The 15,279-nt window shown below is 68.6% G+C and carries 11 protein-coding genes; 6 read left to right on the top strand and 5 right to left on the bottom strand.

Annotated elements, in window-relative coordinates; all coding sequences use genetic code 11:
• Positions 1 to 8: 8 nt before the first annotated feature.
• Positions 9 to 3,353, top strand: a complete 3,345-nt coding sequence (locus EQ874_RS03975; RefSeq protein WP_129975690.1) for an MMPL family transporter — start codon at positions 9 to 11, stop codon at positions 3,351 to 3,353.
• Positions 3,354 to 3,410: 57 nt separating this feature from the next.
• On the opposite strand, the gene EQ874_RS03970 is transcribed toward EQ874_RS03975, so the two are convergent.
• The 3 genes from EQ874_RS03970 to EQ874_RS03960 are packed head-to-tail and all read right to left on the bottom strand — an operon-like array spanning position 3,411 to position 5,931.
• Positions 3,411 to 4,061 (bottom strand): DUF1707 domain-containing protein, encoded by a 651-nt coding sequence (locus EQ874_RS03970; protein ID WP_016933220.1) that lies wholly within the window; start codon positions 4,059 to 4,061, stop codon positions 3,411 to 3,413.
• A 39-nt stretch (positions 4,062 to 4,100) separates the two neighbouring features.
• Positions 4,101 to 4,727 (bottom strand): response regulator transcription factor, encoded by a 627-nt coding sequence (locus tag EQ874_RS03965; protein WP_016933221.1) that lies wholly within the window; start codon positions 4,725 to 4,727, stop codon positions 4,101 to 4,103.
• Entirely contained in the window at positions 4,681 to 5,931 is a 1,251-nt protein-coding gene (locus EQ874_RS03960) for a DUF5931 domain-containing protein (RefSeq protein ID WP_016933222.1), read from the bottom strand. The genes EQ874_RS03965 and EQ874_RS03960 overlap by 47 nt, the downstream gene beginning before the upstream one ends.
• 172 nt (positions 5,932 to 6,103) lie before the next feature.
• Here EQ874_RS03960 and EQ874_RS03955 point away from each other — a divergent pair, with 172 nt between their 5' ends.
• The 5 genes from EQ874_RS03955 (at position 6,104) to EQ874_RS03935 (ending at position 11,548) form a co-directional block, all read left to right on the top strand.
• On the top strand, positions 6,104 to 7,612 hold the full coding sequence (locus tag EQ874_RS03955) for an adenylate/guanylate cyclase domain-containing protein (RefSeq protein ID WP_129975984.1): 1,509 nt from the start codon (positions 6,104 to 6,106) through the stop codon (positions 7,610 to 7,612).
• Between the two features lie 75 nt (positions 7,613 to 7,687).
• On the top strand, positions 7,688 to 8,818 hold the full coding sequence (locus EQ874_RS03950) for a YbhN family protein (RefSeq protein ID WP_037222710.1): 1,131 nt from the start codon (positions 7,688 to 7,690) through the stop codon (positions 8,816 to 8,818).
• Between the two features lie 89 nt (positions 8,819 to 8,907).
• Positions 8,908 to 9,465, top strand: a complete 558-nt coding sequence (locus EQ874_RS03945; protein ID WP_129975688.1) for a YceI family protein — start codon at positions 8,908 to 8,910, stop codon at positions 9,463 to 9,465.
• Positions 9,466 to 9,589: 124 nt separating this feature from the next.
• A complete protein-coding gene (locus EQ874_RS03940) occupies positions 9,590 to 9,967 on the top strand; it encodes a DUF3054 domain-containing protein (protein ID WP_016933226.1) in 378 nt (125 codons plus the stop codon).
• Positions 9,968 to 10,075: 108 nt separating this feature from the next.
• Entirely contained in the window at positions 10,076 to 11,548 is a 1,473-nt protein-coding gene (locus EQ874_RS03935) for a peptide MFS transporter (protein ID WP_129975686.1), read from the top strand.
• 78 nt (positions 11,549 to 11,626) lie between these two features.
• On the opposite strand, the gene EQ874_RS03930 is transcribed toward EQ874_RS03935, so the two are convergent.
• On the bottom strand, positions 11,627 to 13,306 hold the full coding sequence (locus EQ874_RS03930; RefSeq protein ID WP_129975684.1) for an NTF2-like N-terminal transpeptidase domain-containing protein: 1,680 nt from the start codon (positions 13,304 to 13,306) through the stop codon (positions 11,627 to 11,629).
• Between the two features lie 78 nt (positions 13,307 to 13,384).
• Entirely contained in the window at positions 13,385 to 15,154 is a 1,770-nt protein-coding gene (locus EQ874_RS03925; protein ID WP_129975683.1) for a penicillin-binding transpeptidase domain-containing protein, read from the bottom strand.
• Positions 15,155 to 15,279 lie beyond the last annotated feature (125 nt).

Below are 15,279 nucleotides of genomic sequence, written 5' to 3'. Positions count from 1 at the left end.
AGACTCACGTGTTCGACCGTTGGGGAGAGCTCGTCTACCGCGCGCGCTTCACCGTCATCGCGGTGATGGTCGCGGGGTTGCTCGCGCTCGCCGGGTACGGGCTGAGCCTGAACGATCATCTCAGCCAGAGCGGCTGGGACGATCCCGGCTCGGAGTCCGTCGCCGCTGCCAAGCTCGCCGACGGCACCTTCGGCCGCGACACCGCGGGCGACGTCCTGGTGCTCTACACGGCGCCCGAGGGCAGGACGGTCGACGATCCCGAGTTCGCGGCGAAGGTCACGGACAGCCTGAACTCACTGGTCGCCGAGCACCCCGACGAAATTCTCAAGATCAACGGTGCGTACTGGCCGACCGACGACGCGCCGTCGCTGCCGTCGCTGGCCGATCCGTCGCGTCAGCACGCGATCGCGTCGGTCGCGATCGCCGGCGAGGACGACACGGAACTGACCGGCAACTTCCGCGAGGTCAAGGACGAGTTCGCCGTCGACGGTATCGACGTGCAGCTCGCCGGCCTGCAACCGATCTCCGGCGCGCTCAACGACACGATGGCCAACGACATCAAGCGCATGGAGATCCTCGCGATCCCCGCGGTCGGCATCCTGCTGTTCTTCGTCTTCGGCGGTGTCGTCGCAGCCGCGCTGCCGTTGATCACCGGCGGCCTGACGATCGTCGCGGCGAACGGCATCGTCCGGTTGATCACCAACTTCACCGAGGTCAACTCGTTCGTCGCGCCGGTCGTCTCGCTCATCGGCCTGGGCCTGGCGATCGACTACGGCCTGTTCATGGTGTCGAGATTCCGCGAAGAACTCGCCGAGGGCTACGACACACGCGCAGCGGTGCGGCGCACCGTCGTGACCGCAGGTCGCACGGTGGTGTTCTCGGCGACCATGGTCGTCACGAGCCTCGGTGGTCTCGTGCTGTTCCCCCAGGGCTTCCTCAAGTCGGTCGCCTACGGCGCGATCTCGGCGGTGTCGCTGGCCGCCCTGCTGTCCATCACGATCCTGCCCGCCATCCTGAGCATCCTCGGCAAGCGCATCGACAAGTTCGGCATGAAGCGCTTCGGGCAGATCCAGTCGAACGAGCAGGTCGAGAACAGCTTCCTCGGCCGCCTGTGCCGCTGGGTGATGGTCAACCCGATGAAGGTGACCATCCCGACGGTCATCGGCCTGCTGCTGCTGATCATGCCGCTGACCGGCATCAAGTTCGGCGGCATCAACGAGACCTACCTGCCGCCCGAGCACCCCACGCGTGTCGCGCAGGAGACCTTCGACGAACTGTTCCCCGGCCAGCGCGCCGAACCGGTCAAGCTCGTCGTCCGCGGCGCCGAGGGCGGCGACCTCAACAAGATCATCACCACGGCCAGCGAGGCTCCCGGCCTCGTCGAGAAATTCACGATCACCGGCCCGGCGAAGGACGGCGTCCGCGTACTCAAGGCCGGCCTGACCGACCGCAACGAGTCCGCCGACACCATCGAGTATCTGCACGCGGCCGAATGGCCCGAGGGTGTCGAAGTGCTCGTCGGTGGCACACCGGCGATCGAACAGGACTCGATCGCAGCCCTCCTCGACACCCTGCCGTTGATGGTCGTGGTGGTCGTCCTGCTGACGACACTGCTGATGTTCCTGGCGTTCGGCTCGCTCGTGCTGCCGGTCAAGGCGGTGTTGATGAGCGCCCTGGGTCTCGGTTCGACCCTCGGCATCCTCACCTGGATCTTCATCGACGGCCACGGCGCCGGGCTGCTCAACTTCACGCCGGGACCGATCATGTCGCCGGTGCTCGTGCTGATCATCGCGATCGTGTACGGCCTGTCGACCGACTACGAGGTGTTCCTGCTCTCCAGAATGGTGGAGGCGAGATCGATGGGGGCGAGCACCACCGAGTCCATCCGCATCGGTACCGCCCACACCGGCCGCATCATCACGGCGGCAGCCCTGATCCTCATCGTCGTCACCGGCGCCTTCGGGTTCTCCGAACTGGTGATGATGAAGTACATCGCGTTCGGCATGATCGCCGCGCTGATCATCGACGCCACCGTCATCCGCATGTTCCTCGTGCCCGCCGTGATGAAGCTGCTCGGGGACGACTGCTGGTGGGCTCCGGCATGGATGAAACGCATCCAGGAGAAGATCGGCCTGGGCGAACCCATCCTCGCCGACGAACTGATGCCCCAGGACGTTCCCGAGCTGATCACCGTCGGCATGTTCGGTCCGGCGACGGTCGCGGCCACAGGTGCGCATCGCTTCCCGGGCGCCTTCGAGGGTGGCTCCGACCTCACGCAGCCGCTGCCGAAGATCGCTCCGCCGCGTCCGGCTTCCGAACAGCGCAAACTCCGAGATCTCACGCCGCCGCCGGTGCGCCGCCAGACGCCCGGTCGTCCCCCTGTCCGTCCCGCAGCGCCCGCTGCGGGTCGTCCCCCCGCACCTCGGAACGGCGAGCGGGTGCCACCCGCGACCGGCCGTCCCACGCCGGCGAGCCGTCCGGCGCCGCCCGCTGCAGGTCCGGGACGTCCGTCGCAGCCGGTACCGGAACCGCGACGTCGCGCGGAGGATCGGACGCAGGTGGACGAGCGGAACGGCATGTCGCTGCCACAGCGCGGTGCGCTCGATCCCACGCAGCGCGGTGCGCTCGATCCCACGCAGCGCGGTGCGCTCGATCCCACACAGCGCGGTGCGTCCGAGACACCCGGAAGCCGGGCATCCGAACCGTCGCCGACGTCGGCCGTGCCGCCGCTCCCCCGCCGTCAGCGCGGGGAGGTTCCGCCGCCGCTGCCGCAGTCCTTCGTCCGGCCACCCGTTGTCCCGGGCGATTCGGAGCCTCTGCCCGGTGCCCCGGCCTCGCGTCCGAGCGAGTCCGGCACCGGCCGGGGACGGGACCCGCAGGCGATCGAGAACTGGTTGTCGCAGTTGCGCCGCACCTCGCCCGGCGGGGAGCCTCCCGCGCCGCGGCGGCGGCCCGCACAGGACGGACCGCGTCCGCCGGCACGCGAAGCGCAGCGTTCCCCGGCGCCGGAACCCCAGCGACCTTCCGTCCCGGAGGCACAGCGTCCGCCGAGGCCTGAAGGACCGCGATTGCCGGCACAGGGACCGGCCCGGCCGCCCGTGCCGGGAACGCAGCCGCCCACCCAGGGCATGCAGCCGCCCACGCAGAGCACCCCTCGTCCGCCTCTGCCCTCGCGGTCCCGGGGTCCTGAGCAACCGCCCCGCTCCGGGGGTGCCGAGCGACCGGAACAACGAGCGGACGACTCGCAGCAGGAACAGAACGACGCGGATTCACGCAGCCGCGGACGCCACGGTCCCGACGGTGGCCGCTCGATCAGCGTCAGCGAACTGATCGCCCGGCAGCGTCGCGACTGACGATCCGAAACGACTCGAGGCGACCCGCTCGCGGGTCGCCTCGAGTGTTGTCGGACTTCAGTTGCCGTTGAAGAACTTGCGCAGTCTCGTGGACAGCGGATGCGTCACGTTGAGGCTTCCACCGCGAACCTTGCCGGTCACCACGACGTGCAGCGGTCCGTACGGCGCCCCGCCACGCACCTTGGACGACACACTCGACGCGACATTCTCGACGCCGTTGACGTCTGCCGTGGCCTCGGCGGGCAGCACGATGCTGATCGAGCTGAGATAGTCGCTCACATCGATCCGCACCACCTGCGTCTGCATCACCGCCTCGGTGAGATCGAGGGTCACCGAGGACGCGACGGTGTCCAGGGCGATGGCGGGCGGCACGTGCCAGCGGCCCTTCCGTTCGACGCTGGAGACACGCCCCTTGATCACCAGAGGAGCAGCCTGGCCGGGCGCGGGGAACGCCGCTGCGGTCGGCGCGGGGTAGGACGCCTGCGATATCCCCGGAAGATTCTGTTCCTGGAACTCGGGACGGATCTGGATGCCCGGCAGGTCGACGAGCACCTGGTTCAGATCGCCTCGGGTCTTGGCGGCGAGGACGGTGTCCATCCGTTCGGTGAACTCGCCGAGCGAGAGCATTCCCTGCCCGACCGCCCGCTGGAGAAGTTCGCCGACGTGCTCGCGCTCGGCGTCCGACACCCGCAGATCCCTCGGTTCCATGCCCACGAGCTTAACGGGACACTCGGTATGCCTCAGCAGTCACTCGAGACCCTGCTCGATGACGTACCGGGTGAGTTCGACCCGATTGGCGAGTTGCAGTTTGCGTAGCGTCGCCTGGACATGGTTCTCCACCGTGCGGTGGCTGAGTGTCAACCGCGCGGCGATCTGTTTCGCCGACATACCCTTCGCGACCAGCCGCAACACCTCCGTTTCGCGCCCGGTCAGGGTGGGCGGCGGGAGTCTGTCGCCGACGTCGTTCGACATGCGGCGGTACTCACCGAGCACCAACCCGGCCAGCCCGGGGGTGAAGACGGCCCGGCCCCGCGCGGTGGCGAGGACCGCGTCGACGAGTTCGTGCACCGAGGCGCTCTTCACGAGATAGCCGGACGCCCCGGCTTTGACCGCACCGAGGACGTCGTCCCGTTCGGAGGACGCCGACAGGACGAGCACCCGACTGTCCGGGGAGACCTCGAGGACCGCGCGGGTCGCCTCGGTACCGGTGCCGTCGGGCATCGCCATGTCCATGAGCACGACGTCGGGGCGGACGACCGCGGCGCGTCGCGCGGCGCTCGCGACACCGTCGGCCTCGGCGACCACGACGAACCCGGCCTCCTCGAGGTCACGTCCGACGGCGTTGCGCCAGATGGGATGGTCGTCGACCACCATCACGCTGACGGCACGACGTTCGTGTGCGGTGTTCTCGTGTGCTTCCGTGTTGATCTCCGCCATTCGTTTCCCCCTTCGGCACCCGGATCTCCCATTCGGTTCCTTCGCCTGCGGCGCTGTCGAGCAGCGCGACGCCGCCCAGCCATTCCGCGCGCCCGACGATCGACTTGGACACCCCCATGCGTCCCTGGTCGCGAGCTTCGTCGAGTCGGCCCGGCCCGATCCCGACACCGTCGTCCCGGATGCTGAGGACGAGCTCGTCGCCGAGATCTTCGAGAAGGATGTACGTGGCGGCTCCGGCACCGGCGTGCAAGTGCGTGTTGGACAGGGCCGCGGTCGTGAGCGCCGCGAGTTCCTCGGCCCGGTCGCGGGGGATCATGATCGGATCGGCCGGCGCGGACACGGTCGCGGCGGTACCGGCGCGGGCCCGCACGAGGGCTGTGAGGTCGGCGTCCTCGCCACCGCGGTCGACATGCGTGTCCTGTTCGGAGATCAGCTGCCGCAGCGCGGCCTCCTGCTCCCGTGCCAGCTCCGCGAGTTCCGTCGCGCCCCCGCCCAGCTCGAGTCCGCGCCGTTGCACGAGGGCGAGCACCTGCAGCACTCCGTCGTGCACCTGACGGGCGAGCCGGTCCCGTTCCTCGGTGGCGGCTGCGACCCGCACGGCCTGTTCGAGCTGCCGGTGCGCGCTGCGCGCGGCGGTGGTCGCGAATCCCATCGCCACGCCGCACGCGACGAGCACGGGCGCCGTCGCGTCCCGCCACAGATCCAGAGTGATCTGGTCGCGCACGACCGCGCTGACGACGGACATCAGCAGCGCCGATCCGATGCCGGTGAGAGGACCGCCGAGAATCGCCGCCGACAGCACGGCGTTGGCGACCCACAACGTGGTCGGCATGGTCTGGTGGTTGCTGTACCAGTCGTGGTCGGCGACCAGCCTGGTGGCCGCCATCAGGGCCACGGCGAGGATCTGGTCCACCGCGGTGACCGTCCGGCGCAGACGTACCCGGTGGGAGAGCAGCATCGCCGAGACGATCGACCACGCCACGAGTACCCCGACGAAGAACCACGACAGACCCGGACGGGTGTAGTTCACGACGGTCGAGAACTGCGATCCCACGGCGTACACGACGGTGACGAGCCGGAACACCTGGGCGGCCCGCCACAAGGGTGCATCCGCATCGGGACCGGTGGGAGACGATCTCATCTGTACGTTTCGCACCTTTCGTCTCGGTAGGTGGCGAGTGAATCCAACCACTCCGCACCCCCTACGGTGACCGCCCCACGCTGTGACCGTCCGCACAGTGGTTTGATTTGAAGTCGTGCTGAGGTCGTACCGAGCTGTCGCCGCCACTCTGCGGAGTCGTTGGCCGCTCTACATGGCCTCGATGGGCGCCTCGAATCTGTTCGGCGCGCTGCTCGTGTTCGCCTTCGTCCGCTACGGGATCCCTATCGGCGAGACCGAGGCGATCGTCGCCGATCGCGTCCGCAACTTCGCGGTCTTCGCGGTGTACCTGGTCTTCGCCGGCATCGTGAGCCTCGGCGCCGCAGCGATCACGCTGCGCTCTGTCGTGCGGTGGCAGCTCCGCGGCGGCCCGCCCACTCGGGCGGAACAGATGGCGGCCCTGCACGCCCCGCTGCGACAGGCGATCGTCCACCTCGGACTGTGGCTGCTCGGCGGCGTGCTGTTCGTCTTCCTCACCGCCGAGGAGATGCCGTCGCTCGCAGTGGCGGTCTCGGTCACCGTCGCGATGGCCGCGACCAGCACCTTCGGTTTCACCTACATGCTCGGCGAACGCATCCTGCGGCCGGTCGCCGCGCGGGCGCTGAGCGAGGGCAACTTCGACCGGACGATGGCTCCGGGCGTGGGCACGCGCCTGGCCATGACCTGGGGGCTGGGCACGCTCATGCCGGTCGCCGGGATCGTGCTGCTGTGCGTGACCCAGCTGAGCGCGAACACCGACTTCGACGCCGACGCTCTGGCTCTGTCCGTCCTCGCGCTCGCCGTGACGTCGATCGGCCTCGCCCTCGTGCTGTCGCTGCTCACGTCGGCGCAGATCTCCGACCCCATCAAGCAGTTGCGCTGGGCGATCGAACGCGTGCAGCGCGGTGCTTCGGGGGTGCGGGTCGAAGTGTTCGACGGCAGCGAGATCGGCCGCCTGCAGGTCGGCTTCAACCGGATGATGGCCGAGTCCGACGAGCGCCGGCGCCTGCGCGAGTTGTTCGGTCAGCACGTCGGTGAGGACGTCGCGCGCCGCGCCCTGCAGTACGGCACCGAACTCGGCGGCGAGACCCGATACGTCGCGGTGCTGTTCGTCGACATGGTGGGGTCGACGGCGACGGCTGCCGAGCGACCACCGAACGAGGTCGTCGAGCTGCTCAACGAATTCTTCCGTGTCGTCGTGGAGGTGGTGGACAGGCACCACGGCTTCGTCAACAAGTTCATGGGCGACGCCGCTCTGGTGATCTTCGGCGCTCCCCTGGACCGGCCGGACGCCCCCACGGCGGCTCTCGCGGCCGCACGCGAACTTCGTTTCGCGCTCGACGAGATCACCGGGCTCGACGTGGGAATCGGTGTGTCCGCAGGACTCGCCGTGGCCGGTAACATCGGCGCGTCCGAGCGCTTCGAGTACACGGTGATCGGCGATCCCGTCAACGAGGCCTCGCGTCTGACCGAGTTGGCGAAACTGCGTCCGAGCAGGGTTCTCGCGTCGTCGAGCGCGCTGTATTTCGCGGACGACGAGGAACGCAGCCATTGGGAACTCGGCGACGAGGTGCAGCTGCGCGGCAGGCGGCGGATGACCCATCTCGCGTGGCCGGTTCGCTATCCCGGTGTTCCCGGAGGAGCGAACCGGACGGACGAATCGGAGGGTTCGACGGACGAGTGACGGCCCGTTCCGCGGGAGCTGCCGACGAGGCGGAACGCCCCTGGCACCCTCTCCGCGACCCTGCGGTCGGTTACGGTGAACAGCGTGGCGCAGCCGCACGACGATCCTCCATGCCCCGACGCCACGCCGCGCCGGGGCTCGTTCCGGTGGCTCAAGTGGGTGTCGGCAGTCGCGCTCGTCGCCCTGCTGACCGTCGAGGCGATCTACCTGTGGCCGACGATGAGCGACTCGTGGCGCGCTGTCACCGAGATGCACTGGGGCTGGTTCGCCGCGTGCGTGCTGGCCCAGATGATTTCCCTCAGCGGTTTCGCCGGGGTGCAGCAACGGTTGCTCCGGGCAGGCGGAGTACGCGTCGGGCACTGGCGCTCGGCGTCGGTGATCTACGGCAGCACCGCCATGGCGGTCACCCTGCCGGCAGGGCCGGTCTTCTCCACCGCGTTCACCTACAAGCAGACGCGCAAGTGGGGCGCGACGCCTGTGGTCGCGTCGTGGCAGCTCGCCGTCTCCGGCGTCATCGCGGCGGCGACGCTCGCGTCGGTGGGCATGATCGGTGCGTTCGCCGTCGGTAGCCGGATCAGCCCCGTGACCCTCGTGTTGTCGCTCGCCGGGGCGGTCGCGTTGGTGTTCGGGCTGCGATACGTCGCGAAGAATCCCACGTCGATCGAGTCGGCGGGCGCGTGGGTTCTCCACCGGGTCAATCGCGTCACGAGGAAGCCGAGGGGCACCGGCTTCGACGTCTTCGAACGCACCCTCGCGCAACTCGAGGCGGTCGAACTCGCCCGTCGCGACGGCGTGGCCGCTGTGGCGTGGTCGGCAGTGCACCGCGCGGCCGATGTGGCGTGCCTCGGACTGGCGTGCTGGGCAGTGGGCGGCTCTCCGTCCGTGGCCGGCCTGTTCATCGCGTTCGCTGCGGCGAAGGCCGTGGGGAGCGTGCCCCTCGCACCCGGCGGCCTGGGATTCGTGGACGGCACCCTCATCGCGACGCTCACCGCTGCGGGGTTGAGCGCCTCGCAGTCGCTGGCCGCGGTCTTCGTGTACCGGATGGTGAGCTTCGCGTTCGTCGCGCTGGCGGGCTGGAGTACGGTCGCCGCGATGTACCGGGGCAACGGCAGCGACGAGATCGACCCGATCGCCGAGCGCGCAGAACACGAGCGCAGCACCCTCGAACGGCGACGTCGTCCGGTCGAGAATCCGGAACCTGCGTGATTCACATCACAATGTAGTTGCGCAAGCAACTATTTGGTGGCATGGTTGCAGTCAAGAAGTTGAAAGTTGAATCATCGAGGAGGACCACCATGACGACCGCCACCACCACCACCTTCCCCGGCCTGACCACCGGCACCTGGGCCATCGACCCCGTCCACTCCAACGTGGGCTTCACCGTCCGGCACCTCGTCGTCAGCAAGGTTCGCGGCACCTTCGAGAACTTCTCCGGCGCCATCACCGTCGCCGAGGACGGCACCGCATCGGTGAACGCCGAGATCGACGTGAAGTCGATCAACACCAAGAACGCCGACCGCGACGCGCACGTCCGCTCCGCCGACTTCTTCGACGCCGAGCAGTTCCCCGTCGCCACCTTCACCTCCACCGGCATCCGTGCCGACGGCGAGGACTACATCGTCACGGGCGACTTCACCCTCCACGGCGTCACCCGCCCGGTCGAGCTGAAGCTCGAGTTCAACGGCGTCAACCCCGGCATGGGCCAGGGTCCGGTCGCCGGCTTCGAGGCCACCACCGTCATCAACCGCAAGGATTTCGGCATCAGCATCGAGATGCCGCTCGAAGGTGGCGGAGCCGTCGTCGGCGACAAGATCACCATCACTCTCGAGATCGAGGCCGGCCTGCAGGCCTGAGCCCCCTCACACGCGGAACGCCCCTCCTCCGGGAGGGGCGTTCCGGGCTCTACCGGCCCGGATCGTGCTCGAGAGCACGCGTCGGGCGTTCCTGCTCCTTCCACGTCGCCGCTACTCTGGAGCCGTGAAGAAGTACATCCCGGCGTTGGTGGCCGACGTCGTGCTCGTCGTCGTATTCGCCGTGCTCGGTCGTTCCAGTCACGACGAAGTGCTCGATCTCGTGGGGCTCGCAGGAACGGCGTGGCCGTTCCTCGGTGGTCTCACCGTCGGATGGTTCCTCACCGCATGGCTCTACCGCGACAAGTTCGACGCCTTCGCCGCCGTCCCCACCGGTCTGCTGGTGTGGGTGAGCACCCTCGTGGTCGGCATGCTGCTGCGCGCCGTCACCGGCCAGGGCACCGCGACCGCCTTCATCATCGTCGCCACGATCTTCCTCGGTCTCTTCCTGGTGGGCTGGCGTCTCGTCGTCGGACTCCTCCAGCGCCGCAAGGTCGACGCATAACGTCTCTCCGGGTCTCGGGTCTCACACTCGCACCCGAAGTGTGAAATGCGACCGCGGGATATGCGAATATTTCGCGCTCGCGCCCTGCGCGGTGCAACAGTGGAGATCATGTCCACGCTGGAACCACCCACCCTGACCGGGTCCCGATCCGACCATCGGTTCTTCGGCCAGCCCCTGCCCCTGGCCAATCTGTTCGGTGTCGAGATGTGGGAGCGATTCTCCTTCTACGGCATGCAGGGCATCCTGATCTACTACCTGTACTACTCGGCATCCGAGGGTGGGTTGGGGATCAGCCAGGTGGCCGCGACCTCCATCGTCGGCGCCTACGGCGGCACGGTCTATCTGTCGACGATTCTCGGGGCATGGATCGCCGACCGGTTGCTCGGTTCCGAACGCACCCTGTTCTACAGTGCCGTGCTCATCATGTTCGGCCATATCGCGCTCGCCGTCCTGCCCGGTTTCGTCGGGGTCGGGGTAGGCCTGGTGCTGGTCGCCTTCGGTAGCGGTGGTCTCAAGGCCACGGCGACGTCGATCGTCGGCGATCTCTACGACGAGCAGGATCCTCGACGCGACGCCGGTTTCTCCATCTTCTACATGGGTGTGAACCTCGGCGCGCTCGTCGGCCCGTTGCTCACGGGCTTCCTGGCCGATCGCCACGGCTTCCACTGGGGCTTCGGTCTCGCCGCAGTCGGTATGTTCCTCGGTCTGCTGCAGTACACGATCTACCGCAAGCACCTCGGCGAGATCGGCAAGGTGCCGCCGCATCCCCTGCCGGCGGAGACACGCACCAAGGCGGCCGGAATCGGCCTGATCGCCGTGGTCCTCATCGCGGTCGCCGCGCTCACCGGCCTCGTCACGACGAGCAACATGTCCGACATCGTCGTCGTCCTGACGCTCGTCGCGACCGTCTCCTACTTCGTCATCATGCTGACGAGCAAGCAGATCACGTCGATCGAGCGCAGCCGGGTACTCTCGTTCATCCCGATGTTCATCGCGAGCGCCGTCTTCTGGTCGCTCTTCCAGCAGCAGTTCACGATGGTCGCCGTCTACGCCGACACGCGCCTGAACCGCGACCTGTTCGGGTGGGAGTTCCCCCCGTCCTGGGTGCAGTCGATCAACCCCGTCTTCATCATCCTGTTCGCGGGTGTCTTCGCCGCCGTGTGGACGAAGCTCGGACCGCGCCAGCCGTCGTCGCCCATCAAGTTCGCGGCCGGCACGATCATCATGGGCATCGCATTCCTGTGCTTCATCCCCATGGCCGGTGGCGGTGCCAACAGCGCTCCCCTGCTCGGGCTGGTCTTCATCCTGTTGCTGTTCACCTTCGCCGAGTTGTTCCTGTCCCCTGTCGGACTGTCGCTGTCGACGAAACTCGCGCCGAAGAACTTCCACACGCAGATGGTCGCCTTGTTCTACCTGTCCGTCGCCTGCGGCACGGCCATGGCCGGTACTCTCGCCGGGTTCTACGACGAGACCGACGAGGTGCCGTACTACCTGTGGATCGGTGGAGCGTCGATCGCGGTGGGTGTCGTGCTCGCCCTGTTCTCGCCGCGCATCAAGAAGCTCATGCACGGCGTGCAGTAGACACCGACTCGGGCACCCGCCCTCGGCCACGCGGCCGGGGGCGGTCCCGATCGCCCTCGGTGTACCGAGCGCGGCGGATCAGTCTCCGACGAGCGGTTCGCTCAGCTTGCGCAGGAACGTGTCGGCCATCTTGATCGCGCGGTCGCCACCGTCCGCATCGGCGACGAAGACCGCGAAGGCCAGGTCGCCACCGGTGTAACCGAAGAACCACCGGTCGTCGCCGCTCGCCGCGGCGATACCCGCGAGACCGGCGTGGCCGCGGAGGTAGGACGCGGGACCGTTCTGCACGTTGTCGATCATCATGCCGCGCAGAGCGTCGATCACAGAGGCGGGCAGCGCCTCGGGGGCGTCGTGGACGACGGTCTCCTGCCCCTGGACGATCGTGGGGACAGCGGCGCTGCCCCGAGCGACCGAGGCGGCCAGCACCGCGGCCCCGAGGGGGGTGATCAGGTTCTCGTCGGAGTCCGATCCGGCGAACTGGACCACTCCGGAGGGATTGTGCCCGATCTGCGCGGTCTCGAATTCGAAGCCCGGTACCTCGTAGTCGACGCCGAGCCCGAGGCTGCGGGCCGTCGTGGCGATGTCGTCCGAGCTCACGTCGTTCGGGTCGACTCCGCGCTCGAGACCGGCTGCCAGCCGGAGCGGATCGAGGACACCTCCGGCGGGGTAGAGACCGTGGGTGAGCACCGGGCCGAGTTCCATGGCCCAGTTGTTGACGTCGGCGGCGAGGATGCCGCCGGTCGACGGCTGAATGGCGACCACCGCGGCCGGCGTACCCGCGGTGACGACCGCTTCCTTCGCGGCGAGCTGCACCTGGGAGTCGACGGTCGCCTGCAGATCCGGAGGCGGCGGGCCCTGGAAACCGGCCACCTGGATGGGGCCGCTCTCGGGATCCTCGAGCGTGACCGCCCAGCCTGCCGTCCGGTCGCGTTCGAGCTGCCAGGCCGAACGCAGCGAATCGAGCAAGGGTGTGGAGATCCGGCGATCGGCGCTGATCAGGGTGGGGGTGGTGAGCACCTCGACACCCGGGATGGACACGATGTCGTCCTGGAGGAACTGGTAGTCCTGGTCGCGGAGCTTGACCGCGGTGACCCGGTTGCCGGGGTTCTCGTCCATCCGCTCCTGCATCAGCTGGGCGGTGACGACGGGTGCGACCGGCGCGAGAACCGCGGCGAGGCGGTTGGTGGTGTCGGCGGGATCGGGCATCGCCGCGGGATCGAGCACCACGGCGTTGATGGTCTGTTCCTCCATGAGGAGACGGCCGATGCGGTCGAAGATCTTCGGCGGCGCGGCGTCGGTGCGCACGTGGTGGACGGTGCGCCCGCCCGACAGGTCGGGTACGACGACCTCCGGGTCCCAGGACACGCGCCAGCCGACGGCGAGCTTCCGTACCGCTCCGGTGACCTGGTACGACCAGTCCTTACCTTCGCCGAAGTTCCATCCGGCGGAGAGGGTGAAGTATCCCGACTCGTCGTTGAGTTCGACGAGCTGGGTGACGTCGTAGTCGACGGTGCCGTCGGACAGGCCGTCGTACATCTGCGCGATCGTTTCCTCCGCCGCGTTCGGGTAGGAGGTCAGGGCAGCCGCTGTGGCTGCATCCCGATCGTCGAGAGCGGCGACGAAGTCGTCGACGAGGCGTTGCGCCTCGCTTCGAGAATCCGAGAACACAACTGTCGTCAGAGCGACGACAGCCACGACGAGGCATACGGCGAGCGCGACGATACGCCCTCGTTTCCCCCGCCACTCACGAAATCTCATATGTAACAACCTTCACTTCAGTCACACGAGATACCAGCACGCGTTGTGCACGAACCAATCACAATTGCGCCACGCGCCCTACCCCCTCAGCCATCGCCCCGCCGCTTCGACTGCGGGGGCCGAGCCGTCCGCCCCTGCCACGAACACCGCGAAGGCAAGATTATCCTGTGAGCCGATAAACCAGCCGTGCGCCCCGACGTTGTCACCGTACTCCGCCGTCCCCGTCTTCCCCGTCAGATCAGGAATGTCGCGCAACGTACCGGCTGTACCCTCGATCACAGTCTCGCGCATCATCTCTCGCAGTGCCGCGAGCACGTTCTCCGGCACCGCTTCGGCGTCCCGATCCGGCGTGGCCGGCTGCCCTTCGACGAGCATCGGAGCCGGTGTCCGGCCGTTCGCGACCGAGGCCGCGACCAGCGCCATCCCGAACGGCGACGCCGTCACCTCTCCCTGCCCGATCGCTGCTTCCACGCGGGCCGCATCGGTGTCGGTGACCGGCACATCACCCGTGACCGTGACGAGACCGGGCGTGACGTAATCGATGCCGAGACCGAGCCGTTCGGCCGTCGCGCGCAACGCGTCGGGAGGCAGATCCAGGGCGAGCCGCCCCATGGTCGTATTGCACGAGAACGCGAACGCGGTGTGCAGCGGCACGGGCCCGAGGTCGAAGTTCTCGTCGTTCGGAATCGTGCGCGAGCCGATCGAGGCGACCCCCGGGCAGGGCAGCACGGTGCCCGGTTCGGCGAGACCGGCACCGAGCGCTGCCGCCGTCGTCACCACCTTGAATGTCGAACCCGGCGGGTAGAGACCCGTCGCGGCCACCGGGCCCTCGGCGTCGGCCGCCTCGTTCTGGGCCATCGTGCGGATCGCGCCCGTCGCGGGCTCGATCCCGACGATCACCGCGGGAGTGTCGAAGGTCGCAAGGACCTCCTCGGCCCGTCGCTGCAGGCCGAGATCGATCGTGCTGGTCAGGTCGGGGGCCTCCGGTCCCGACTCACCTGCGACCCGAGTGGTGGCACCGTCCGCCGCGACCCGCCGGACCACCCAGCCCGCCGAGGCGTCCTGTCCCTCCTGCCAGAGTTCGGCGAGACCGGACCACACGGGCGAGGCGAGAGCACGTTCGGTGGTGAGCAGACGGGTCTGCGGCACGAGCGTCACGCCGGGCAGCGCAGCGAGGCGCTCCTCGATGGGTGCGAGGTCGTCCTCACGCAGGGTGATGACCCCCGCGGCACCGCCACCGGCCGCCGCGACCTGCTCGGTGAGGCTCTCCGCCGTGATGGTCGGGACGACCGTGGCCAGCACGGGCGCGACCGCCGCCGGGTCGGCGGTGGCGTCGAGGTTCACGACGGTGACGACCTGCTCCCCCATGAGCGGCTGCCCTGCCCGGTCGAAGATCGTCGGCGGGGCACCGGCCGTGGTCAGGTACTGCAGCGATGCGCCGCCCGCCAGTTCCGGCGAGAGCACGGCGGGATCCCAGCGGACACGCCACGCGTCGGCCGCCGGATCCTCCGTCGCGCTGCCGGTGGTCCGGTACGACCAGTCGCGGCCCTCCCCGAAGGTCCACCTCACGTCGAGGTCGAAGGTGTCGCCGTCGCCCGTCCCCGCGACACTCACGGAGGGATCGTCGTTGCCGAGCCCCTCGAAGAGGGCGCCGATGGCGGTTTCCGCCGCCGCCGGGTCGGTGGTCAGCGCGGCCGCCCCCGCGACGTCGCCCACGTCGAGAGCGGCCGCGAATTCCTCCGCGATCGTCTCCGGCTGATCGGGGCCGGTCGCGCACGCAGGCAGCGACAGCACCGTCGCTGTCGCGACACCCAGGGTCAGCAGTCGGATCCGCACGGTCCCGATCATGCCCGCACTTTCGGTCCCGTGCCTGTTACCGCAGGTAGGCGCCGGGGTGAAATATTCGGTTGCATCCCGGACGGTGCAGGATCCACCATGGTGTCCGCATCCCGTACCCGTCGATCGGAGAAGTC

Origin of the sequence: Rhodococcus sp. Q1 (assembly GCF_004153645.1) — a bacterium.
Classification (GTDB): Bacteria; Actinomycetota; Actinomycetes; order Mycobacteriales; family Mycobacteriaceae; genus Rhodococcus; species Rhodococcus gordoniae.
The sequence above is the reverse complement of the archived record's forward strand: the minus strand, read 5'-3'. Positions and strand labels throughout refer to the sequence as shown.